Origin of the sequence: Streptomyces sp. NBC_00271 (genome assembly GCF_036178845.1) — a bacterium.
Lineage (GTDB): Bacteria > Actinomycetota > Actinomycetes > Streptomycetales > Streptomycetaceae > Streptomyces.
In genome coordinates, this window is the sequence record NZ_CP108070.1 from 1 (window position 1) to 23,516 (window position 23,516).

General features: G+C 68.4%; 16 protein-coding genes. 8 read left to right on the top strand and 8 right to left on the bottom strand.

Translation table 11 applies throughout. The annotated features are described in order from the left end of the window. Window positions 1-441 precede the first annotated feature (441 nt). Entirely contained in the window at window positions 442-1,005 is a 564-nt protein-coding gene (locus tag OG798_RS00005) for a hypothetical protein (RefSeq protein ID WP_328755765.1), read from the top strand. Next, entirely contained in the window at window positions 1,002-3,677 is a 2,676-nt protein-coding gene (locus OG798_RS00010; RefSeq protein WP_328755766.1) for a DEAD/DEAH box helicase, read from the top strand. The genes OG798_RS00005 and OG798_RS00010 overlap by 4 nt, the downstream gene beginning before the upstream one ends. A 255-nt stretch (window positions 3,678-3,932) precedes the next feature. Here OG798_RS00010 and OG798_RS00015 read toward each other — a convergent pair whose 3' ends face one another. Beyond that, the gene (locus OG798_RS00015; protein ID WP_328755767.1) at window positions 3,933-4,691 is read right to left on the bottom strand and encodes a hypothetical protein; all 759 of its coding nucleotides are present in this window, start codon (window positions 4,689-4,691) and stop codon (window positions 3,933-3,935) included. A 66-nt stretch (window positions 4,692-4,757) separates the two neighbouring features. Further along, window positions 4,758-5,276: a DUF4760 domain-containing protein gene (locus OG798_RS00020; RefSeq protein WP_443054174.1), complete on the bottom strand. Its 519-nt coding sequence runs from the start codon at window positions 5,274-5,276 to the stop codon at window positions 4,758-4,760. Window positions 5,277-5,594: 318 nt separating this feature from the next. Between OG798_RS00020 and OG798_RS00025 the strand changes: the two genes are divergently transcribed. Next, window positions 5,595-7,478, top strand: a complete 1,884-nt coding sequence (locus OG798_RS00025) for an ATP-dependent nuclease (protein WP_328755769.1) — start codon at window positions 5,595-5,597, stop codon at window positions 7,476-7,478. 446 nt (window positions 7,479-7,924) lie between these two features. Here the strand turns inward: OG798_RS00025 and OG798_RS00030 are convergent, their stop codons facing one another. The 5 genes from OG798_RS00030 to OG798_RS00050 form a co-directional block, all read right to left on the bottom strand. Continuing rightward, complete coding sequence (locus OG798_RS00030) at window positions 7,925-9,415, bottom strand: UvrD-helicase domain-containing protein (protein ID WP_328755770.1); 1,491 nt, start codon at window positions 9,413-9,415, stop codon at window positions 7,925-7,927. Next, window positions 9,402-11,525 (bottom strand): ATP-dependent nuclease, encoded by a 2,124-nt coding sequence (locus OG798_RS00035; protein WP_328755771.1) that lies wholly within the window; start codon window positions 11,523-11,525, stop codon window positions 9,402-9,404. Before OG798_RS00035 ends, OG798_RS00030 begins: the two co-directional genes overlap by 14 nt. Before the next feature lie 1,047 nt (window positions 11,526-12,572). After that, window positions 12,573-12,818 carry a hypothetical protein gene (locus OG798_RS00040; protein ID WP_328755772.1) on the bottom strand — a complete coding sequence of 82 codons (246 nt, stop codon included), beginning with the start codon at window positions 12,816-12,818 and terminating at the stop codon, window positions 12,573-12,575. Continuing rightward, complete coding sequence (locus OG798_RS00045; RefSeq protein WP_328755774.1) at window positions 12,815-13,339, bottom strand: RNA polymerase sigma factor; 525 nt, start codon at window positions 13,337-13,339, stop codon at window positions 12,815-12,817. Before OG798_RS00045 ends, OG798_RS00040 begins: the two co-directional genes overlap by 4 nt. Then, the gene (locus tag OG798_RS00050) at window positions 13,336-13,617 is read right to left on the bottom strand and encodes a hypothetical protein (protein ID WP_328755775.1); all 282 of its coding nucleotides are present in this window, start codon (window positions 13,615-13,617) and stop codon (window positions 13,336-13,338) included. Before OG798_RS00050 ends, OG798_RS00045 begins: the two co-directional genes overlap by 4 nt. Window positions 13,618-13,909: 292 nt before the next feature. On the opposite strand from OG798_RS00050, the gene OG798_RS00055 reads away from it, so the two are divergent. The 5 genes from OG798_RS00055 (at window position 13,910) to OG798_RS00075 (ending at window position 20,128) form a co-directional block, all read left to right on the top strand. Beyond that, complete coding sequence (locus OG798_RS00055) at window positions 13,910-15,316, top strand: DNA-binding protein (protein ID WP_328755776.1); 1,407 nt, start codon at window positions 13,910-13,912, stop codon at window positions 15,314-15,316. A 178-nt stretch (window positions 15,317-15,494) separates the two neighbouring features. Continuing rightward, on the top strand, window positions 15,495-16,280 hold the full coding sequence (locus tag OG798_RS00060; protein WP_328759956.1) for a TnsA-like heteromeric transposase endonuclease subunit: 786 nt from the start codon (window positions 15,495-15,497) through the stop codon (window positions 16,278-16,280). Next, on the top strand, window positions 16,277-18,394 hold the full coding sequence (locus OG798_RS00065; RefSeq protein ID WP_328755777.1) for a transposase: 2,118 nt from the start codon (window positions 16,277-16,279) through the stop codon (window positions 18,392-18,394). Before OG798_RS00060 ends, OG798_RS00065 begins: the two co-directional genes overlap by 4 nt. A gap of 113 nt (window positions 18,395-18,507) precedes the next feature. After that, window positions 18,508-19,491 (top strand): TniB family NTP-binding protein, encoded by a 984-nt coding sequence (locus OG798_RS00070; protein ID WP_328759957.1) that lies wholly within the window; start codon window positions 18,508-18,510, stop codon window positions 19,489-19,491. A gap of 7 nt (window positions 19,492-19,498) precedes the next feature. Continuing rightward, window positions 19,499-20,128 carry a hypothetical protein gene (locus tag OG798_RS00075; RefSeq protein ID WP_328755778.1) on the top strand — a complete coding sequence of 210 codons (630 nt, stop codon included), beginning with the start codon at window positions 19,499-19,501 and terminating at the stop codon, window positions 20,126-20,128. A 77-nt stretch (window positions 20,129-20,205) separates the two neighbouring features. Here the strand turns inward: OG798_RS00075 and OG798_RS00080 are convergent, their stop codons facing one another. After that, window positions 20,206-23,475, bottom strand: a complete 3,270-nt coding sequence (locus tag OG798_RS00080) for a hypothetical protein (protein WP_328755779.1) — start codon at window positions 23,473-23,475, stop codon at window positions 20,206-20,208. Window positions 23,476-23,516: the final 41 nt, after the last annotated feature.

Here is a 23,516-nt window from a genome sequence, read left to right on the forward strand (position 1 = left end):
ACCACATCGCTGCGCGATGTGCAAGCGAAGGCACCCGCTTCGCGGTGCCGGCGGTTCGCTTCGCTCACCGCGCCCGGCTTCGCCGGGTAACTCCCTCCGCTTCGCTTCGGGAGTTGAGGGAGGCCGCCGCTTCGCGGCCGGTGGCCGCGCCGCGCGCTGCCCGGGGTTGACGGTGTGTCAGGTGCGGCTATTTGCGTTTTTAGCAAGGGAGTTGGGGAGTGCTTCGCACTCCTGGGGCGGGTCCGCTGCGCTCCCCGCCCTGACGGCCCTTCAGGCTGCGCCTTACGGGCCGTTAGCCCGCTGCCGCGGGCTGGGCTGGCTGCCGGGGTGGTGGGTCGCTCGTTCGTGTTCTGGTTTCCGTGTAACGCATCGTCGATTTGATGCAGCATGTAGAGTTGGTGGAAACAGGAGACACACTCTGGCAGCGAGGGAGCCGGGTTCATGTCGGTCTACGAATATCTTCCGGCTGAAATAGCCCGGCTCGGTGTGACGAGAAAGGCCGCCGGGCTCGTCCTCGGCCAGGTACACGCGCATGCACGGCACTCCCGGGAGCGCGAGGAACGTGCACGCCAAGGACCAGCAGAGATCCTCAACTTGAGTGAGCTGATGATCGCCATGTGGGAGTGCGCTGAATGGGAGCGGATCGCCTACGTGATGACGGAGCAGCAGATGCCTGTCTACGTACCGGGGCAGGATCCGCGTGTAGGCCGTCGTGAGGAGCAGCGGATGCAGCGTGTAGCCCTTGACGTAGCCGCTGCAGAGCGGCACGGCGGGGCACCGGCCGAGATGCTGCGTCATCGGGTCTACCGGATCGTCGCCCAGCGGGCCGGCCCTCCGGGCGGAGGCGAACCACGGCTCACCGTCCACATGATGGCCTCCTCCCTCAGTGAAGCCGCCCACCGGGCCTGGACCGTCTACGGGCGGCCAGGCGGTCTCTATCAGCAGGGCGCATACCGGATTGCCTCGGTCGAGCAGGTCCTTCCCCAACCCGGAGAATTGCTGTGATCCAGCTTCGAGAACACCAGATGGACGCGAATACGCGTATCCACAAATGGGTGGGATTCCCTGCAAGATCACCTGTGCCCTCGCTGGGAGCGCGCGCCACAGTCGTGTCCGCCACCGGCTCCGGGAAGACGATCACGGCCGCTACGGCCGCGCTGGAATGCTTCCGGGGCGGGCGGGTCCTCGTCATGGTCCCCACCCTGGATCTTCTGGTGCAGACCGCGCAGGCGTGGCGCCGGGTCGGCCACAACTCCCCCATGGTCGCCGTGTGCTCGCTGGAGAAGGACGACGTCCTGGAGCAGCTCGGGGTCCGTACGACCACGAACGCGATCCAGCTCGCCCTGTGGGCCGGGCAGGGGCCCGTGGTCGTGTTCGCCACGTACGCCTCCCTCGTGGACCGCGAGGACATCGACGCACCGATGGGCCAGCGGAAGGTCCGCGGGCCGCTGGAGGCCGCCCTGGCGGGCGGGGAACGGTTGTACGGACAGTCGATGGACGGCTTCGACCTCGCCATCCTGGACGAAGCCCACGGACTCGCCGGGGACACCGCCCGGCCCTGGGCAGCCATCCACGACAACACCCGCATCCCCGCCAACTTCCGGCTCTACCTCACCGCCACACCGCGCATCCTCGCCTCCCCCCGCCCGCAGAAAGGCGCGGACGGCCAGGAACTGGAGATCGCCTCCATGACCAGCGACCCGGACGGGACGTACGGCGAGTGGATCTACGAGCTCGGGCTGTCCGAGGCGATCGAGCGGAACATCCTCGCAGGGTTCGAGATCGACGTGCTGGAGATCCGCGACCCCTCCCCCGTCCTCGGGCTGTCGGAGGAAGCGCTGCGGGGCCGGCGGCTCGCGCTGCTGCAAACCGCCCTCCTCGAGCACGCCGCGCGCCACAACCTGCGTACGGTCATGACGTTCCACCAGCGGGTCGAGGAAGCCGCCGCGTTCGCGGAGAAGATGCCGCAGACGGCCGCGGAGCTGTACGTGACCGAGGCATCCGACGAGGCCCTGGCCGACGCGGACGCGCTGCCGAAGTCGTCGATCGACGCGGAGCTCTACGAGCTCGAGGCCGGCCGCCACGTACCCCCGGACCGCGTGTGGTCGGCGTGGCTGTGCGGCGACCACCTCGTCGCCGAACGGCGCAAAGTCCTCCGGCAGTTCGCCAACGGCATCGACGCGGCGGGCCGACGGGTACACCGCGCCTTCCTCGCCTCGGTGCGGGTCCTGGGCGAGGGCGTGGACATCGTCGGAGAGCGGGGAGTCGAAGCCATCTGCTTCGCCGACACCCGCGGCTCCCAGGTCGAGATCGTGCAGAACATCGGCCGCGCCCTCCGCCCGAACCCGGACGGCACGACCAAGGTCGCGCGCATCATCGTGCCCGTCTTCCTGGAGCCCAACGAGGACCCGGCCGACATGGTCGCCTCCGCCTCGTTCCGCCCCCTCGTAGCCGTACTCCAAGGCCTGCGCTCACACTCGGAACGACTCGTCGAGCAGCTCGCCTCGCGGGCACTGTCGAGGCAGCCGCAGACCAAGCTGCACCACCTCGTCCGCGACCAGGACGGACAGATCACCGGCGCCGACGGGACGCGTGGCGAGGACCAGGAGCAGGACGACACACAGGGCGCGGTCGAATCCGCGCTGCTGCACTTCTCCACCCCCCGCGACGCCGCCACCATCGCCGCCTTCCTGCGCACAAGGGTGTACCGGCCCGAATCACTGGTCTGGCTCGAGGGCTACCAAGCCCTGCTCCGCTGGCGGAAGAAACACCACATCACCGGCCTGCACGCCGTGCCCTACGACACCGAGACCGAAGTCGGCGTCACCCAGGCGTTCCCCCTCGGCCGGTGGGTCCACCAGCAACGAAAAGCCCTGCGCGCGGGCGAACTCGACGACCACCGCAAGGAGCTCCTCGACGCCGAAGAAGCCGGGATGGTGTGGGAACCCGGCGACGAAGCCTGGGAAAACAAGCTCGCCGCCCTGCGCTCGTACCGGCGCGCCCACGGCCACCTCGCCCCACGGCAGGACGCCGTATGGGGCGAAAGCGACACCGAAGGCCTCGTACCCATCGGCCAGCACCTCGCCAACCTCCGCCGCAAAGGCGGCCCCGGGAAGGACCCCGAACGAGCCGCGGCACGGGCCGCGCAGCTGACCGCCATCGACCCCGACTGGGACTGCCCGTGGCCCCTCGACTGGCAACGCCACTACCGCGTCCTCGCCGACCTCGCAGACACCGAGGCCGGCGGCATCCTCCCCGACATCCAGCCCGGCGTGACCTTCGAAGGCGACGACCTCGGCAAATGGCTCGCACGGCAACGGGAAGCGAGCACCTGGGCGCAGCTGTCCACCGAGCAGCAGGAGAGGCTGACCGCGCTGGGCGTACAACCCCTTGAAGCCCCGTCCCCCGCCCCGGCGGCCCCGCGGTCGACGAAGGGCCCGAGCAAGGCACAACAGGCGTTCCAGCGGGGCCTGACAGCCCTCGCACAATGGGTCGAACGGGAAGGCGCGGACCGGCCCACGCCGCGCGGACACGCTGAGGAGATCGCGGTCGACGGCGAACCGGAGCCCGTAACAGTCCGGCTGGGCGTGTGGATCTCGAACACCAAAACGAGACGCGACAAACTCACCCAGGAACAGCGCGACGCACTCCGGGAGCTCGGCATCGAATGGGCTTGAGACCGCCGCGTGGGGCGGTCGCACACCGGGTCGCGGTGCACGGCGACGTACAGGCCCCAGTCGGCGTCACCGGCCATGAGCCATTCCCCGGCCCACGGAACATCGGTGGTCTCAAGCACGCGACCGGTGAGCGGGCCGCCCAGGAGTCGGACGATCACAGCAGTACCTCCATCCCTGCGGGACTCCCCCGCCTCACCCCTTAGATGAGGACTCAGCCCAAGCGGGACGGCGTCGGGATCGTCGGCGGATCCTCCGCTACGCGGGGTTGGCACCACCTGAGCGGGACCAGAACCTGCGCTGCCGGGGGGAGCTCGCCGTGCTCTGTGCCGTGCTTGGCTTGCTTGTCCGGCCGGAGTGGGGACGTCCGAGCGCGGACGTCCGCACTGCCGACCAGTCTTGAGCGCGCCACCAGTCGAAGAGCTGGCCGGTGGTGAGCACCGGAGAGTTGAGGGCGTCGACGAACTCTTTGCGCTGGTACGCCTCGGGTGGGCGCTGGGCTGGGTCGAGCCGGTGCTGATGGTTGACGATCAAGGCGGCGCAGGTGACCGGCTGGTTGGGGCGTAGCTGTGGCCAGGTTTCCAGGTGCCGTTGAAGGTGGGAGACCAGTTTCTCTGGTGCTGCGCCGGATGTGGATTTCACCTCGATCAAGCACGCGTCGCCGTCCAGCACGGCGAGCAGGTCGGCCAACTTGGTGGTGCACAGTTCCGCATCCAGGTCGGTGACGGTGAATCCGGCGGCGCGCAGCACGACGTCGACCGCGTCGGCAAGTTCGCCGCCGCTGCCGTACAGGAGTCCGGACCGTACGGGTTCGGCTTCCTGCCGCGTCCGTGCGAGGTCGGTCTGGAAGCGGGCCTTGTCGTCGATGTAGCGCCGCTCCAGGTCCTCGAGGGCGACGCGGGCTTGCGTCTCTGCGGGTGTCTCCAGGTCGGCGTCTATGCTGTGCGGGGAGCGGACTCGGCGCAGGGCGGCAGGGACGTGCGCGGGCAGGGCCCGCTGGACGATCCAGTCGATCACGGTGTTCCAGTCGACCGCGTCAGGGATCAGGTACCAGATCTGCTGGCCGTCACTCCGCGTCGGGCATCATGGGCGCGGAAGCCGCCACAGCTCGGTCCGCGCACGGGCCTGGTCCGCGGGGATCTCACGGACCAGGTGGTAGAGGTTCTCGAAGTACTCCTGCCAGCGGTTCGGATCCGGCATGGCGTTCCTGGCCCGCTTGGCCCGCTCTGCTTCCACCAGCGGCCGCATCCCTTCCCACACCGAGACCACCGACCCGCCCAGATATCCGGAGACAGGCTCGATGTCCACCACACCATGCGCGACCAGAGCACCCAAGTTGTCGTAGAACCAGGCCAGCTCGCGCACCAACTCCCGCTGGGCTTCCGGTACCCCGTCCAGACCTGCCGACAGATCACAGCCCGGCAGCCGCTCATGCACGAACTGCCGCGCACCCGCCAGACGGGCGCTGCGATGCTCACGGAAGAGATCCACCAGCACCGGCAGGGTGTTGGCATGCTGCGCCAACCTCAACTGCCGCAGCGACGCCCACCCGGACACCCCCAGCGCCACCACCGACACCACCAACGCCGCAACACCCACCACGCCCCCCAAGCACGGACCGTCACACTTCTCGCCTTCGCCCAGCAGGGTCTCAGGCCTGCTGCCAACGGGATACCTGAAGTCGAGCTGGGACTGTAAATCGTTCGGTGTCCCACTCAGTAGGAGGAGAGCAGGTGCAGAAGATGCGAATCAGAGCCGACAGCCCTGGAGTGGTGCTGAGTTGTCTGAATTGAATGGGACGGACGTGGCGGTTGGGGTCTTCGTTCTAGGATGGCGTGAGGGGCGCCGGGCGGCATACCGCAGTCATTTGCTGGCGGGCTACCTGCGGTGGCGTGTACGTCAGGAAAGTGAGCAGGCGCGTTGTACCTCAACAGCTTCTCCGTCAGCGGGTTCCGTTCGCTGACCGATGTCCGTGAGATCCCGGTCCGCAAACCGACGATCTTGGCCGGTCACAACGACGGCGGCAAGAGCGCTGTGCTCGACTCGCTGCACTTTCTCACCGGATCGCAGAAGCTCAAGGAAGACGACCGTACGTTCGTGGCGCAGCCCGGCGGACAGGAGCTGGCGGCTGGCTCTCCCCCTCAGCGGTGCGAAGAGACCGTGGTGGTCGGGGAGTTTCAGCTCGACGAGTGGGAGCAGGCGGAGCTTGAGTTGCCCGCACTGGTACGGATTCGCCGCCGGGCCGGTCAAGACCGTGTAGGGCACCTTGAGTACTGGAGCTCGTTTCCGGATGACGAGCGACTGCGTGATTTGTCGTCGCTTCTGGTCCCGGCGCTGAAGGCATTGGTCAAGGAGTACGGGCTCGACTCGGCGAGCGGCAAGAAGGAAGACCTGCAGAAGGCACTGCGCGCCTACGCGCGCGAGCACTCCAGCGGCGAGACATGGCTCCCCGCGCCCTCGTTGCTGGATAAGCGGATGCCACGACTGTTGCCCTTTGACGGCAAGACCGCTCACCCTGATGCGGAGATCAAAAGTGCCCTGAGCGGCCGGTTCAAGCAGTACATGGAGGATCCGCAGCTCAGGGGCAAGCTGAGTGAGCTGGAAGACGAGGTCAAGGATCGTCTTCGGACCGAAGCCAAGTCCCTCTGTGATCACATTCAGCTGCGCTGCCCGGACCTGGCTGACGTATACGTGGATCCGGACGTCTCCTTCGAGCATGGCTTTCGCGGCGCCCCGCTGCGGGTGGCCCGTGCTGCCGGGGAGTCCGTCGGGCTGGAGGGCTCGGGGCTCGGCCGCAGCAGACGAGTCGCCTTGGCCGTGTGGGAGTGGACCAGCGAGTTGCTGGCCGAGGAGGAAGAGGACCAGCCTGCGGTCCCGGCCGAAGAAGAGGACGCCAAGCCTCCCGCGGTGCAGACGATCGTCATCTACGACGAGCCTGACACGCACCTGGACTATCACCACCAGCGACGCGTCATGCAGCTCATCCAGGACCAGAGCGCGCTGTCACACGTCGGCGTCATCGTCGCCACCCACTCGATGAACCTCATCGACGGCGTCGAGATCTCCGACGTCGTCCACCTCAAGCTGGAGAACCACCGCACCGTCATCGAGCGGATCGGGGCCGGGGTGGTCGGAGACGAGCTCGAGCAGCACCTCTGGAAGATCGCCGCCGGGCTCGGCCTGCGGAACTCCGTTCTGCTGCACGAACGCTGCTTCCTCGCTGTAGAGGGCGACACCGAACAGCGCGCCTTCCCCCTGCTATTCAAGCTCTGCGAGAGGCTGTCGCTTCAGGCAGCCGGCATCGCCCTGTGGGCATGCTTCAACAATGAGGGAGCGCTGCATCTGGCCCGCTACCTCGCCGAACACGAGCGGTCCTTCATGCTGGTGGTCGACGCCGACAGCCGCAACCTGCCCAAGAGCATCTTCAAGCCCGCTAAGCTGACCCAGTTCTTCGGTCCGCGCGCGGCTGACTACGTCAAGTTCATCGGTGAGCCCGACCTGAGCCTCCCCGGCGGGGAGAAGTTCAACGAGCTCGAGGAGGCCTTCACCGACGAGGTCTGGGCCCGTGTCGCCAACAAGATCTGGCCCAGGACCGAAGGACTCTGGGCGCCCGAGGACTTCTTGCAGCTGCGCGGGGGCAAGTTCAGTGACGCGGTCAAGCAGACGTTGCGGGAGCAGAGCGAAAGTGGCCCCGGAGGCAAGCCCGACATGATGTATCAGCTCGCTTCGGCGCTCGAGGACCCTCAGGACGTCCCGGAGCAGTTGCGTCTCGTCTTCAGCCAGCTCAGGAAGCTAGCGGCATAGCCGCAAAACGCAGAAGCCGGTTACCGGACGCACGACGGCGCCGGGCCAGCATCCTGTCCTTGCGCTGCTCCAGCGTAGGTGGCTCCCACTTGTGCCAGCCCACCGGCGGCTTGTACCGCTGCATGTGCTCACGCTCGTCCACCCCACACCAGCGACACCCACTCGGCAAAGGTATATGCAGGTCAGAACCACTGTCCGCTGCGGACATCAAAGCCTCCCTCCACTGCCACAGATTCTTCCCCATCCCACTGACATCAGCCTTCCGAAGGCTGAGACAAACAAGCACATACGTTGCGATTGTGTGCGTCCGGACGAGCTGGGGTCCGCTTCGAAGCAGGAGAGCAGCACGCCGGACCTGTCGACTAGCAGCCTGGCACGCCTGTACGCACGCATTGACGGACGCGGCCGTGGGAAGGCCGTCGTTCACTGCCTTACAAAAGAAACCGTCACTGTACGTCTCCCGAGACGGCAGTGGTCATCCGCTTGGCCCGGGTGAGGGCCACGTAGAGCTTGCGGTGGTCTTCGCTGTCGGAGCTGAGGCCTTGTCGCAGGGTTTCGCGCTCCGGGCCGGTGAGGCACACGCCGACGGCGTCCCACTCGCGGCCCTTGGCCTGGTGGGCGGTGAGGCCGGGGATAATTCGGGATGCAGAGGTGTGGAGGCGGGCTCTCAGGTTCTCCAGGCGTGCGGTGTGAGTGTGGTTGCGGCGTCTGGGCAGGGGACGGTCGGTTTCGCTGGCGACGACTGTGTTGAGGGAGGTCCAGATCTCGGCGATGCCAGTCGTGCCCGCGAGGTCAGCGGCGATGGCCTGGAGGGGGGAGCGCAGGCGCTGCGCCGCCTCGTGGTCGATGCCGAGGGTGATGAGGGCGTCGCTGTGGAAGGTGGCGTTTTCCCCGAACGTCCGCTGGGTGACTTCGCTGAGCAGCAGGGTGCAGGCTGCTTCGTGGATTTGGCCTGTGGTCGATCCGTAGGCAAGGGGCAGGACATGGGGGCCGGCCTCCCACAGGGGTTTCCATCGCAGGGCGAGGAGGACGTCCATGTTCTCGGCCTGTCCTTCGGGAAGGGCCACACCCTGTCCTGCGCGCAGTCGGTCAGCCAGTAGGGCTTGTTGGGCACTCTTCCACCGGAAGGAAGCGCGCAGGTCACGCCGGACAAAGTGAGCGTCCTGGACCAGGCAGGGCACTTGTTCCGGGCGGGCGCCACGGAAGCCGTACAGCGCCTGCCACGGATCACCGACCACGGTGACTTCCAAGCCTGCGTCGACGGCGAGGCGGACCAGAGACAGGTCAAGGGCATTGGCGTCGAAGATCTCGTCGACGATCAGCGCCCGGGCAGTCTGGGCGAGGCGTGCGAGCAGGACGTCGCGAACGCCGTGGGCCCCCAGGGCTGATTCGAGGAGATGGCGTGCATCCTGGTGTGTGCAGTACCCCGCGGCCAGGGCCTCGCCAACGTCCACGGTGCTGGGTCTGTTCGCTTTCCCGGCCCGTCGCACGACCTGGGTGACGACCTGGCTTGTTTCCAGGACCACGGTGGGCTCTCTGTCGGTCCATTGAGTGGATAGCAGCACCCGCCAGTGGTCGATGACGGTGAGGTGGCGGTGGCCTGCGGGCCACCGCACGTGCCCGGTGTGCAAGAGGTGGGTGAGCAGGTCGCACACAATGGTGTCGAGTGTGATGATGCGATGCGGCCAGGCGAGAGCGTCCGGGCCCCATTGGCTGAGCACACGATCGCGGAGTTCGGCGGTCGCGGAGCGGGTGAAACTGACCGCGATGACGGCGCGCTGGTCATTGCCGTGGAAGCGCTGGATACCGAAGCGTTGAGCCGCCACGGTGGTCTTGCCGGATCCCGGGGCCGCTTCGATGTAGAGGCGGCGGCGGGGTGTTCCGGCCGCGGTCACTTGTTCACGGGTGAGAGTGCTGGCGGTGTCAGCTGGGGTCACGGTCCGTGTCCCCCCATGGGTCCGCTGCCCACGGCTCAGATCCCCAGGTACTGGCTGCCCACTGGTCGGTGTCAGCGGGCTGCGCCGGGGCGGTGGGCCAAGCTCCGGCGGGCACGGGCGCCGGCGGCGTAGCAGGGCTGCCAGGGTCGGCCGGAGACAGGCCAGGGACAGTGGGCGGCAAAGCGGGCGGGGCGTCTCTCTCCTCTGCTTCCTCCTCGGCGCCGTCTCCGTCCTGGGGCTCTGCGGGGTGTGGGAAGAGGAAGTCGAACAGGTTCCTGAGATGGCTGGGAACCTGGACCGGTTTGCCGTGTTCGACTGCATCGGCCAGGAGAAAGGCCAGTGCGTCGGCGAAAGCCGCCTTGTCCCTGGCGTGCGGGCCCGCCGGCACGTCGGGAGCGCCCTTCTTGCCTTTACGGGCGCTCTTGAACAGGTCGTGCACCGTCTGCGGGGTGATCGGCCCGATGGGTGCTGCGCCGATGTCGGTCAGCGCGGCCTCGATGAGCTGCTCGTTGCCCTGGGTAATAGACGGCTCCAGTGTCGGATGGCTGATGAAGGCCTGCACCACGGCCGGATCGTGGTCGGCCAGCCAGGCGGGCGAGGTGGGCTCTTCTTCGAAGGGCTTGTCGCTGTCGCGCAGAACGGCCAGCCGGGCGCATATTTCCGCGTCCTTTGTCGCCAGGAGCCGTGAGGTCCACGGCCCAACCTTCGTCCCGACGTACAGGATGCTGAGTGCCTCGACGAAGGCCCGCTTCGCCTCGTCCGGACCAGCCCAGGCCCTGCCGAAGTCGCGGAGGATGGCGGCTTCGGTCACGCCTTCGACCACGACGAGCCGTTCGGCAAACAGTGCGGCCGAGCGGCTGGCGTCCATGTGCAGGCGGGCCATGCGCAGTGTCTTGTCGCGCTCGACCATCGGGATCATGGTGATCGGTCGGCAGACGCGCTGACCGTCCGGCGTGCGCCGCAGCACGACCAGTTGTTCGGGGTCGCAGGAGGTGATGATGTCGGTGGCGTGACTGGAGAGCACGATCTGCAGTTCCGGACGCTCGCGCACGGTCTTGCGCAGGTAGCGCACGAGGGCGTGCTGCAGCTGGGGGTGGAGGTGGGCTTCGGGCTCCTCGATGACCACGGTGGCGTGGAACGGGGTGCGAGGAAAGAAGGAGTCCGCCTCGGATTCGGCTTCCGCCACTGCCTGCGTGCGGCGCTCCCGCGCCAGTTGCTCCTCCTCCGCTTGCGTCAGTTCCCCGGGTTCGCCGCTGGTTTCGGACGCCTCTCCTGCGGCTGCGGCTGCGGCGCGCGCGGCGGAGTCGGGTATCGCGGCCAGCGTGACGGCCATGTGAAGCAGGTTGACGTAGCCCAGACCCGAGACCTCCAGCGGACGGGCCGCTGTGCGGCCTTCGATGACGGCCAGCATCAGTTCCAAAACACGCGCAAGGTAGGAGTCGTCTATCACCTGTCCTCGCACGTAGGACCACTGGCGCTGCACGCCCGATGTGAGAGAGGCGAGATGGTTGCTGATGCGTTCTTCGACGGCTTCGATGAGCCCGTCCTTGGCGAGGTTCTCCAGGAGCCGGGAGGCCTTCACCCGCAGCGGCACCAGGCTGCGGCTGCCGTCGAGGCGTTCCTGCTGAGCGCGCAGCAGCTCGATGAGAATCCGGGTCTCCCGACGAGCCAGCTCATCCAGGGGGTGGCGCCAGGCTGGCAGGTAGATGAACTTGAACGGATCCGTCCCCAGACCCGGTTGCAGTATTCGGTGTCGGTCGACCTGAGCACGGACCGTGCCCAGGTTGCGCTGGAATCCGCTGAACCATTGCTGTGCGACGCCGCTGGCGGAGCGGTGCAAAGAGCCCTGAATCTGCTGCCCCAGAGGACCTTCGGCATCCGCGGCATGCTCCAGGCTGTACTGCACCTCAACGCCCGGTGCATCGCCTGTGCCCAGAACGGCCGCGCTCTGCCTGGGCAGCAGGGGGAAACGGCTGGTGTGCGCCAGGTACAGGGAATCGGTGATCGTGGTCTTACCGGCTCCGTTCGCCCCGATCAGAACGCTGAAGCGTCCCGGCAGCTGGCACTCGATCTCTCCCTCAGCGCTCGCTCTCAGCCCAGAGACCTTCACACGGCTCAGATACAACGGATCCCCCTAACAACCCTGGTGACACAACAGCCTCCATCATCACTGCTGGCACGGACATCCCGCACTCAAAAAGGACACTGCCCCCGACCATCCGTGCCGCCACTCCAGCAGCGCCTCAGACCATTTACACATCAGCCAGCCAAACTGCACAGTCCCAGGCGGGAGCCGAGAATCTTCACCGCGCCTACTGGGGCGGGACCGCAAGCAGCAACAAAGCGAACCCATAGCCCGGCAAGAGCCCGGCGGTGGTTGGTGCTTGGTGAGCCCCTGGCTTGGCAGCAGCGTAGAAACCGGAGTGGGCGAGGCTCGAGCAGTCGGCGAGCACGCTTCGATGCTGCTGGGGGTAAGTCGTACCGCGTCCGCAGTAGCGTCTCCCCAACTGACGTCGCACCAACCGGGGACTGGGTCGGCGGTCCCGTATTCAGTGGCGAGTGCTCGATCCAGTCGTGGCTGGCGAAAGGACTCCGTGAGTCGACTTACGGAGCTATGGGTAATGGTGGCGGCCCATCCCCGCGGGCGCGGGGATGGGCCGCCACTTCAACGAGTCGTCCGGCCTTCCACGTGAAGGCCTCATGGAGGCTGGTCTACAAAGACTCTCCCATCTGTGGGCGCGCGACGCGCTGTCGTGTCAGCACCGTGGCCCGCCGGTGGTGTGGTCCAGGTGCACCAGGAAGTCCTCAATCTCACGCACGAGAGCTTGCGTTGCTTCAGACAGCCCGACTCCGGCTTCCCCCAAAGCCCAATCGACCCTGTCTGTAGCTACGCGAATACCGGCCGACCGGCATACAAAGCCACTCACGAATGATCTGAAAGCTTCCTCAGCGTGTTCTTTCCCGTGCCCACAGCATGTCGATAGCTCTTCTTCTCTTTCGACATCGAGGATATGAAGATAGTCCCGCGCATCTTCGTCACCCTTGAGAGCTGCTCTTTCCCACCAGCTTCGCGCCACATTATCCCTGTCCAGGAACTCAAGGATTTCTGCTACGCGCCGCGTTTCCTGCGGTGTCGCGGAATCATCGATTTCCTTTTTCAGGAGACCGTGTAGTTCACGGAACGCACCGATTCGATGGTTTCCGTTTCCGTGGTCTTCCAGGCAGGGGCGGGGGCCGGGGGCCAGCCCGAAGGCTGGCCCCCCTCCGCCTGGACGGGGTCCTCGCCGATCCGAGAACCCTTTGAAAATGCCTGCTCAGAGCCTTCAAGCAGGAGCCACAGGGCGAGGAGCCGGATGGTTCCCCGCTCCTCGGGCTGGTGCGTCCAAGCGGACAGGTATGTCATGCGGTGGCCTCCTCGCTGTACTCGTTGATGGATTTCTTCAGGTTGTTGGCGGCGGCTTTGATGTAGCGCTTCACCGACTCCTCCTTTATCTGGAGGCGCTGCGCAACCACTGCAGGGCTGAGGTCCTGCAGAACACACAGGGTGATGACCTCGCGCTGCCGTTCAGGAAGACTGGCGACGAGTTCGCCGATACCTTCCTTAATCATTTCGTAGGCGGCCTCGGGGATTCCGATGCCTGATTCCGTTTCGGGCAGTTCATGAACCGGTACCGCGACCATCCGCTTGTTCCGACGGAACTGGTCGATGACCGCCCGTTTCACCGCGGTGCGGCCGTATGCGGTGAGCGACCCCTCTTGCGCAGAGATCGTCGCCCACCGCCGGTACATGTTCAGGTAGACGTCCTGCACAGCATCTTCTGCGCTGTGCAGGTCGCCCGCCTCGACCCGGGCCAGTCGGGAGAACGCCTCAATGGTCTCGAGGACGAAGGACTCAAAGTCCGCTCCCGGGGCGGCCTCGCTCACGCAGCCTCCCGCGTGGCGATGGCCCGATGGCCTGCCGGATCGGCTGCGTCCTTGCGGAACAGCCAAGCCGGCCGTCCCTCCTCGAAGCGGGCCGCGGCGCCGCCGTCGGGCAGGGACTGCGCCATCGCGACCATGGTGGCGCGCTCCTCGCGCTCCATCCGGGTCTCGATGTACGCCTTCACAAGCATCTCCACGACGCCCTTGGCGCGGCGCATCGCGAAGAACAGCAGGAGCAGCAGGGGAACCCCGCCCGCTCCTGCCCAGTACGACCAAGTCATCGACCAGGCCTCCCAGTAGAAACGAACTCGTTGGTGAAGGCCCAAGGGCCTTCACTCCCTTACACGCCGCCGGAGGCCAGATCCGGATGCCGGAGACCAAGATCTTTTCCCAACTCCCCCTGATTCCCCGCCTGTCGCATCGTCTTCGCAGGTCACAGAGGTAGCAGGGGGACAGGAAAAACGGTCTGAAGGGCCCCGTCGAGTGGGAGTGACGGCCCCGGGGAGGACGGGGCGCCTGGGCATCCTCTGCAAAAGCGCCCGCCCGGGACAGCGGGCACGAGACCGTGGTGGAGTGATCCATCGCCCTGGCGTACTGCGGACCGCTCCCCTGCGGGGAGAGACGACCTCGTCGCTGATCTGCCGCATCGCGAACCGCTACGGGATGGAAGCGAAGGTGTTGCGGTCCTGCTGGCACTGGCGCAACTACCAACCCGGGCACGACGGCGGGGGCGCGCGGGCCGACGCCGAGGTACTGCTGAACGCAGCCGGACGGCAGCTCCTGGCGGGCCTGTGCGGCGTCAAGGAAGACGTGCTGGCGCGGGCGTTGCCGTCCTGGGAACGGGAGGACGCCAAGCTGCCCGCCGAAGAAGACGGAGTTCCGGCTGCAGCATGGCGGATCGGCGGCGCGGTCGCCGGGCCGGTGGCATTCGGCTGCCGCCTGTGCACGGCCCGGCGTACGGGGACGGCCGTGCGGGTGGTGCGGTACGCGCCGCTCTGGTCCCGGGTGTGTGTCCGACACGGGCGGTGGCTCCTGGACGCGGACGCCGACCAGCCGCACGAGTATCTGGACGTGCGGCATCTGCCGGAAGTGGCCGTGGCGCAGCGGCGGTGGGCGGGTGTAGCACGGCGGGCGGTACGGGCCGGGGCGGAGCCGGAGAGGGTGTTCGCGCTGGCGCACGCGGTGGTGGCCCGGTGGTGGGAGCAGGCCCTGCACTGGGAGCGGGAGACGATCTGGCCGCGGCGGCTGCACCAGGTCGCCGACGGCAACGCCGGAACGGATCTGGAGCGGTGGCGGATCGTGGGCCGGGACGCGGCCATCTTCCCCGACATAGTGGCCGTGGCCGACGCGCTGCTGGATCCGGCTATGGCCGAGCTGGCGTGGAGGGACAGCGGGGCCGGGCAGCCGCGGCTGCTGCCCGCCGACGGGGCGTTCTGCCGTCGGCTGGGCGAGCGGGTCGGGCGGGGGTGGCTGGGGCCGCTGGCCGCCACCGACTACGGCGGCCCGCTGACCTCGTGGATGGGCGCGGTCATCCGCCTGCGCCGTGGTGCTGGAGGACCGCCCGGCTACGGCAACGACCCCTGGTGGCTGAGGCAGGAGCACCAGCCCGCGTCCATGGCCACCCAGCTGCGCGTCCTGTCCAAGAAACGCAGCTCGCCCGGCTCGGGCACCACGTGGCGCTCTACGGTGCCGGCCGAGCAGCGGGCACTGATCACCAGCCTGGTCAACGACGCCGAAGAGCAGCTGACCCAGTTGCGCGGCGCCCAGTACGGCAAGACCGCCGACGCCGCACAGCAGTTGCTGGGCAACCTCGGCCATGCCGCCACGCTGATTGACCAGGCCATACGGGAGACCGCAGCAGCGGCCCTCACGGTCGGGGTGGCACTGGAGGATCTGGCGCGCTGGGCCCGTCTGCCAGCCGGGGCCCTGGCCGAAGCGCTCGCGGCCCACCGTAACGAGCGGCCCGGAAAACAGCGGTGAGTACGTATCCAGGAGGCGGCAGGCATGCACGGCCCGCCATCCCCGCGGCCGTACCTCATCGCCCGCGGCTACGTGATCAAAATCCGTGAAGCCGCCCGCCACCCGGGCAGGAAGGGCTTGACTGGGGCGCGTGGGCGGCACGGACGCAGCGGCCGCATCGGGCGGCCGCTCACAGCACATGCGGGCGGATACCGGATCCGGGTGGGAGGCGGTCTTCGTCGACCCCGTCGGGCAGGTGGTGCAGCAGCGGTGGGCGGACGCAGCTCTCGCGGTGGCTTTCGAGGAACTCGAGCCGGTGTCGGCGTTCCCGGTGGTGCCGGGGCGGCGGTGGGGGCCCGGGCAGTGGTGGTCGGCCACGACCGGCCGGCATGTGGCCTGCGGGTCAGCCGCGATGCGGGCGCAGCTGATGGTGCTGGACCGCGACCCTGAGGTGGTCGGCCTCGCCGGGAGGCCGGTCCGTCTGCTGTGGCGGGAGGGCCGCGGCCAGGTGCGCTCGTGGGTGCCGCAGCTCTTCGCCCGCTACCGCGACGGCGCCGCTCTGCTGGCCGACTGTCCCAGCCACCCGGAGGCCGGCGGTGAACGGGCCCAGAGGGCCGCGGTGGTTCTCGAGGCGGCGTGCGCGCAGGCCGGCTGGAGCTATCTGCGCCTTGAGCCGCTGGAGAAAACGCTGGCGGCAAACCTGAAATGGTTGGCCGGCTACCGCCACCCCCGCAACGCCGGCCGTCCCCATCTCGCGGCCGCCGTCCATGAGGCGTTCGCACAGCCGCGGCCGCTGATCGAGGGCGCCGAGACGGTGGGCGACCCGATCGAAGTCCTGCCCGCCGTCTTCCACGCCCTGTGGCACGGACACCTCGCCGCGCCCCTGGACGTACCGCTGAACGAGCGGGTCCTCGTCAGCCCCGGCGCCGATGGTGCGAACGGCCACGGCGGTACCGGCGGCCCGGGCAGCAGGGATGGACGGTGAGCGTGCGGCGTAGCGGACGGCCGGTGCTGCAGGTCGGAGCGCACGTCCGCTTCCGAGACCGCACCTGGCAGGTGGTCGCTCTGGCGGGGCAGCAGGTCCACCTGGCCGGTGAGACAGGAGGAGACGAGACGGTCGTGGCCGGGCATCTGTTCGCCGACCCGTCCTTCGCCATCGTGGGCGCCGAGATGCCGCAGGCCGTGACGCGGTGGGGGCTGTTCGAAACCGCACCCGAGGACGCGCGGCGCAAGGCGCTGGCCTGGCAGCGGCACATCCGCGAGGTGGAGTCCGGCCTGCCCGGCGGGACGGACAGCGGCGGGGTGCCCCGGGCCGAGTACGACCCCGACCGGTTCACACTCGCGCAGCGCGAGAAGGCCAAGGCGGCGGAGCTGACCGCGATCGGCTTCGGGCCCGTCTCCCGGACCACGGTGCAGCGCATGCGCCTGGCCTACCGCAAGCAGGGCCTTTGGGGGCTGGTCGACCACCGCACCACCCGCCGCCCCAGCCCTACCGGGCGCACCGACGAACGCGTCATCGCCGCGATCGAGGAAGCGCTGCGCCGCCAGCGCGGCCGTTCCAAAGGCACCGTCAAAGGCCTGACACCCCTGGTCGCGCAGATCCTGGAGGACCGGTACGGCTGCGGCGCCGTGCCGATGCCCTCCCAGGCCACCTTCTACCAGCTCGTCCACCAGCTCGCCCACCCCGCCGAACACCCTCACCGCCCCGCCCGCGCCCTTCCGGCCCCGGCCGGCAGACGGGCATTCACCCCGACCGTGGCGCTGCGGCCGGGCGAGCAGGTACAGGTCGACACCACGCGGCTGGACGTCCTGGCCGTCTTCGACGACGGCACCACCGGCCGGCCCGAACTCACGATCGCCGTCGACGTCGCCACCCGCGCCATCCTCGCCGCCGTCCTGCGCCCCGCCGGCACCAAGGCCGTCGACGCCGCCCTACTGCTGGCGGAGATGGCCGTCCCGCACCCGGCCCGCCCCACCTGGCCCGACGCCCTGCGCCTCGCCCACGCCCCACTCCCCCAGCTCCAGCGGCTGATGAGTCTGGACGAACGCCTTCAGGGCGCAGCCGCCCGGCCGGTCGTGGTGCCCGAGACGATCGTCGTGGACCGGGGCAAGGTCTACCTGTCCACGGCGTTCACCGCCGCCTGCGAGACCCTCGGCATCAGCGTCCAGCCCACCCCGCCCCACGCCCCCGCCGCCAAAGGCATCGTCGAGCGCACCTTCGGCACCATCAACGCCCTGCTCTGCCAGCACCTGCCCGGCTACACCGGCTCCGACGTCACCCGCCGCGGACCCGCTGCCGAAACCGAGGCCTGCTTCAGCGTCGCCCAGTTGCAGGACCTGCTGGACGAATGGCTGATCCACTACCATCACCGCCCCCATGAAGGCCTGCGCCACCCCACCCTGCCCAAGAAGGCCCTGACCCCGAACCAGATGTGGGCCGCCCTCATCGCCGTCGCCGGCCACGTGCCCCTCCCGCTGAGCGGCAGCGACTACCTCGAACTGCTGCCGGTGCGCTGGCAGGCCATCATCGAACGCGGCATCCGCATCGACCACCGCACCTACGACCACGATGTCCTCGCCCCCTACCGCGGCCAGCCCTCCCCCGTCACGGCGCGCGGCGGCAAATGGGAGATCCACACCAACCCCCACGACGCCCGCCAGGTATGGATCCGCCTGCCCGACGGACACCTGACAGAGATCCCGTGGATCCACCGCGACCACATCCACCAGCCGTTCAACAGCGCCACCTGGCAGCACATCAAAACCATCACCACCCGCCACGGCGACCGCAACACCCACGAAGCCGACCTCGCCGACGCCCTCGACCAGCTCATGCGCCGCGCTCACACCGGCACCGCCACCCCCGGCGAGCAACGCCTCCTCACCCGCACCGCACCGCTGAAAACACCCCCGCCCACGGCCGGCCCCCGCCCTCCCTACGCCCCGGACCCGCAGGCCGACGGCTCGGACGACGACAGCCTCGACGACCTGGACGACGGCCAGGAGCAGGCCGACGGCGAGGACGAACCCGGCGGCACCCCCGTCCCGTACACCGGACTCGGCCTCTACGACCCCGCCCAGGAAGCCCTCAACTGGTGACCACCCGCCCGCACATCACCACCGCCAGCCACACCCCCAGCTCGGCAGGCCAGCCTGTCCGCACCGCCGACGCCCCGTGGCCCGACGTCCACGAGGCCGAACCGCAGTGGCCGATCACCACCTGGCAGGGCTGGCAGCACTTCGCCAGCACCCCGCCCCAAACCCCGCCCAAGCCCGGCGATGCGCCCCGCAGCACGGAAGAACGCCTCGCCTACCACTCCGCGTTCGTCACCGTCCGCACCCCCGCCATCGACACCCTCGCCACCCAGGTCCGCACCCTGATGATCCTCGGCCGCCACCAGCAGACCACCGCCCGCCCCTCACTGATCGTCACCGGCCCCGCCGCGGCCGGAAAAACGACCGCCCTCCTCGAAGTCGGGCGCACCTGCCACCTCGCCCACACCCGCAAACACCCCGCCCCGCCCGGACGCACCCACCAGCAGATACCGGTCGCATACCTGCTGGTGCCGCCCGGCGCCACCGCCAAGACCCTCGCCACCGAATTCGCCCACTACCTCGGCATCCCCGTCACCACCCGCATGACCCAGACCCAGATCACCGAGGCCGTCTGCCACACCTACACCGCCGCCGGCGTCCGCCTGGTCCTCATCGACGAGATCCACCGCCTCAACCCGCGCACGACCACCGGCGCGGAAGCCGCCGACCTGCTCAAAGACCTCACCGAACGCATCAGAGCGACCTTCGTCTACACCGGCATTGACGTCGCCTCAACCCCGCTGTTCGCCGGAGTCCGCGGCGCCCAACTCGCCGGCCGCGCCAGCCTCATCACCTGCGGCCCCCTCCCCGCCCGCCACGGCCAGACCCGGCCCTTCACCGACCTCATCACCGACATGGAGAACGCCCTCGACCTGAACCGGCACCCACCCGGCACACTCCCCCGCCACGCCTCCTACCTCCACCAGCGCACCGCCGGCCGCATCGGCAGCCTCGCCCGCCTCATCCGCCAAGCCGCCATCACCGCCATCTGCGACGGCACCGAACGCATCACCAAGAAAGCCCTCGAAGCCATCCAGCTCGACCACCTCGCCGAAGAAGCAAACCGACCCCACACCCGACGAACAGCGACAACGGCATGATGCGGACGTGAAGAAGACGACGGGCACACCGGCCCAGGAAGAGTCCGCTGCTGTCCGCAGCCGGGCATGGGACGTCCTGATCCCCGCCCGCGCCAGCTACCTGGCAGACGTCTCACCGCACTACGACGAGGTCTTCCACGACGTCGCGCAGCGAACCGAGCGCGCAGGCAGCCTCGGCAAGACGGACATCGCAGCCCTGGTGGTCTGGAAACGGCTCTCCGCACAAACCCGTTGGGTGACAGAACTGATGTCCCTGCCCGACATCCACGTGCGAGCAGTCACCGAGCGGGCCGTCACCGCAGTCCGCGACACCACCCTCCCGCGCAGCGAGGCCGCCCGCACAGGGCGCGGCATCATCTGGGAACTGCCCGGCTTCCGCACCGGCGACGCCCTCGCCTCAGCCATCCTCACCGCAGCAGCACCACAGCGGATGGCCGTCTACGACAGCCGTGTCCAACACGCCCTCGACACCCTCGGTCTCACCCTCACCCCCTCGCCGGGACGCTACGGCCGCTACCTGCAACTCCTCGACGACCTCCTCCAACACCGCGGACCACACGCCGACAGCTGGACCGCACGCGACATCGACACCGCCCTGTACTGGACCGGCAGACCCGACCCCGCGCCAAGCCGCTGACCAGCACAAACCCGCACCGGTCCTTTAGACGCCGGAAGCCCTCGGCGCGGCAGGGACCGCTCTGCTGGTGGGTTGGTTCAGGACGGGCCGGGCTGGTCATCGGTGTCCGTGAGCAGGGGTGCGAATTGGTAGTGCCCGCGGTAGGTGGCTCGGTTGATGATGTCGCGGGCCAGTTCCTGGTACTCAGGAGAGGCAAGTCCGGCCAGCAGAACGGCGCGGATGTCGCTCTCCCTGATCCGTGGGGCGTAGTCGTACATGTCCAGCGTGGCGACCCATCTGTGCACCAGGTCCAGGACTGGTCCCAGGTAGCCGGTGGCCGCTTCGGCCAGGAAAGAGTAGACGCGTCGGTCACGGCCGAGGCTTCCGGTCGTCTCGAGGGCAACGCTCAGCTGCTGCAGGCGCCAGGTGACCGGGAAGGCGTCATTGCGGGCCAGCGGGCCGATCAGGGCGTGGATCTCGTCGGGTTGCGGTGCAGGTCCATGCGCGTTGTCGTCCCGAGCGGTCAGGCGCCAGGTCCACCACTGCATGATGCGGTCGCGGGTATCTGGTGGCAGGTCGCGGTCATGGACGACCTCGCTCAAGAACGAAGCGAGCTGAACAGCAACCACGGGTGAGGAGTACAGGTAGTCGGCCATGGTGCTCTCGTCGTCCAGTCCGAGCAGACCTGCCAGATAGATGGCCATGAGGTGATCACCCAGCCGCCGGTTCAAGTCCCGGTGATCCTGACCGTCCACTGCGGGTGTGCGTGCTGCGGTGCGGTAGATATCCATGAGGAGGCTCACGACGGACTCGGTGAGCGATGAGGTGCTCAGGTGGGCCATCCAGCTGGCACGGCCCAGTGCGGTGTCGAGGTTGAACAGGACCTCGATTCGGCGTCGCATCCACGCCGGGTCGAGAGCATCGAGTCGGGTGATCAAGGATCCGACGGTCCGACCGACGGAGCTGGCGCCCGGGGCAGCGGGCGTGCCAGCCGCGTCCAGCAGCAGGGTGTCCAAGGCGGTGAACAGCACCTGGAAGGCAGCGCCGTGTTCGCGACGCCACAGTGCCCACGCGACGGCGGCTCGCAAGGCTGTTTCCAAACTCTCGTCCCAAACAGACTGCTGGTCGTCGTCAAGGTCGTCTTGTGGTGACCTGGCGGCGCTCCAGACCGACTCGAGTACGTCCCACAGTGCGTCGCCGAGCAGGGTGGGGATCTGCTGGGTGTTCTGCAGCGCCAGTCCCGCCAGCACAAACCGGGCGACGGCCAGGTGCAGGGCGCCGGTGTCGGAGGTATGAGGGCGGCCGGTAGCCGACTGTACGAGCGGGAGGATGGTGTCCCAGCTGAGTTGCTGGCCAGCCTGAACAGCCGTACGGAATCCGTCGAGGACGGCGGCGAGGTGATCATCAGCCAACTCGGCGAACTGCGGGGCGTCCTCCTGGTAGACGAGGGCCTGGCTGGTCACGGCAGCTTGCAGCTGACTGCAGAAGGCCTCGGCGTTCGTGCCGAACCGGGTCGGTGTGGGCTGGAACTTCCGGGCGTGGCTGATCAGGCCGGTGGCCGTCATCGCAGCCAGGTTCTCCGGCGAACCCTCCTCTTCGGCCGCCGACCAGGCCAGAGGCTGGGGAATCGTGTCCAGCGACGGTGCCGGACCGAGGCTGTCGCACAACTCTCGGTAGCGCCGCAGCTGCTGCTCGGGCAGGGCATCGGCCAGTGCGGCATAGCGGTCTCGCTGCCAGGCGCCCGCCCACTGCTCGACGTACTGCTCCGGCGGTTCCGCACCACCGGAAGTGCTGCGGAACCGCTCTACGAACCGTTCGGTGTCCGGCCCGGCGTCGATGACGGCCAGTACCCCTTCGAGCGCGGCCGGGCCCAGCGAGCTGGCGCAGGCGCGCGCCAAGAGTGCCCACTCACGCTGCGACCGGGCGGCAGCAATCTGGTCAAGATCCGTCAGAATGCTCTCCACCACGTCCGGGGCGTTGGCACCGTGACGCTGGAGAATATGCAGGCGGAGCCTGCGGAAGACCAGCCACGGCTGAGACTCCAGGATGGAAAGGACCCGGCGGATGTCCGTGGCCGCAAGATGGTCGGCCGTGTCGCGGACCGCCTCGGTGAACAGGGCACGGTCATCAGAGCGCATCCCCCCGTGGCCCGGGTCCAGCACCGGGTACCACACCCTGGACAGGTCCTCCCCGCCGGCGCGGTCAGGGTCCATTCCGGTGGCAAGGAGCGTGCTTGCCAGGCTGCCGGTCAACGCCTCCAACCAAGCCGCCCCCAGGTGACGGGCCAAGGCGACATTGTGCGTACGCAGAATCTCCTGGAGATCGTAGTCGTCGATCCGGCCACCGTGCTGAGCGGCCTGCAGGAGCGCGGCCATCACCGCCAGAGCCTGCTCGGTGTGGCCGCCCTGAGCGCAGTGGACTGCGAGTTGGGCGTAACGGTCCGGGGCGATCAGGTAGGGGCCACGGATCGCTTCCACCGCCCGCGGCACCAGACGCGCCGCGTCCGCGGGGGGCAGCAGGAGTGCCACCTCCACAAGATCGAGGTTGACCCGCGGGTTATCCGTCGACGGGATCTGCTCGGCAATTGCTGCCGCGCCTGCTGGGGCAACACTGGTCATCCGCACCAGATACGTTGAGGCCGGCCAGGCGGGAAAGACCACCGTGCGCGCTTCATCGTCAGTTTCCGGTGCCGGCGGCGTACTGAAGAATCCGTACTCGCGCAGGTGCGGCAGCCACCGGGGGGCGTCCAGCAGTCCGAAAAAGCGTTCCTGGGTCAAGTAGTCCTGGGGGAAGGCATTCAGGAGCAGCTTCACATGGGCCTTGGCCGGCTCGCGGACGGCAGCCAGGGTCTCCAAACGCTGCAGCACGGCGACGTAGCGGGTCTCGAAGCGGTCGAGCACCACATCGAGCATGTCCTCCAGATCGGCCAGGCGCACACGGACCGCTGAGTCCATCGGCGTCTGTTCCATACGGACCCGGTGCGCGTAACCGTGCAGTTTCGTCGCCTCTGCCAACCAGACGACGCCCGCGGGGCTGTCGGTCGGGATGCCCAGCCAGTCCAGCACACCCTTCACTTCGAACAGGTGCCGTCGCTCCTTGGTCGGGTCATTCCGGGTGGCATCGGGCAGAAGGACCTCGCGGAGGGCGCTCTCCAGCTCCCGGAACAGGTGCGAGACCAGCATCCCGGTCGAACGCAGCGGCAGATCCTCATCCAGCAGGGTGCAGATATCGGCGTACCAGCCCGCGGGCCCGGGGCCGAACCGGCGCAGGCGGCTCAAAATCCGCTGCCGCCTGTCAAGGTCGGCCGGGTCGGAGTGTTGCCCGGACAACCGCTCCAGAGGAACCTCACGGTCCTGCGCCTGTGGCACCGGTGCCACCCCCCTATCGGCCGGCCCAGGCCAGCGCCCCC

Coding starts and splice junctions, on each gene's coding strand:
- OG798_RS00040 (WP_328755772.1), bottom strand. CDS start 12,818: ATGACATACCTGTCCGCTTGGACGCACCAGCCCGAGGAGCGGGGAACC.
- OG798_RS00060 (WP_328759956.1), top strand. CDS start 15,495: ATGCGGGCGGATACCGGATCCGGGTGGGAGGCGGTCTTCGTCGACCCC.
- OG798_RS00005 (WP_328755765.1), top strand. CDS start 442: ATGTCGGTCTACGAATATCTTCCGGCTGAAATAGCCCGGCTCGGTGTG.
- OG798_RS00050 (WP_328755775.1), bottom strand. CDS start 13,617: ATGACTTGGTCGTACTGGGCAGGAGCGGGCGGGGTTCCCCTGCTGCTC.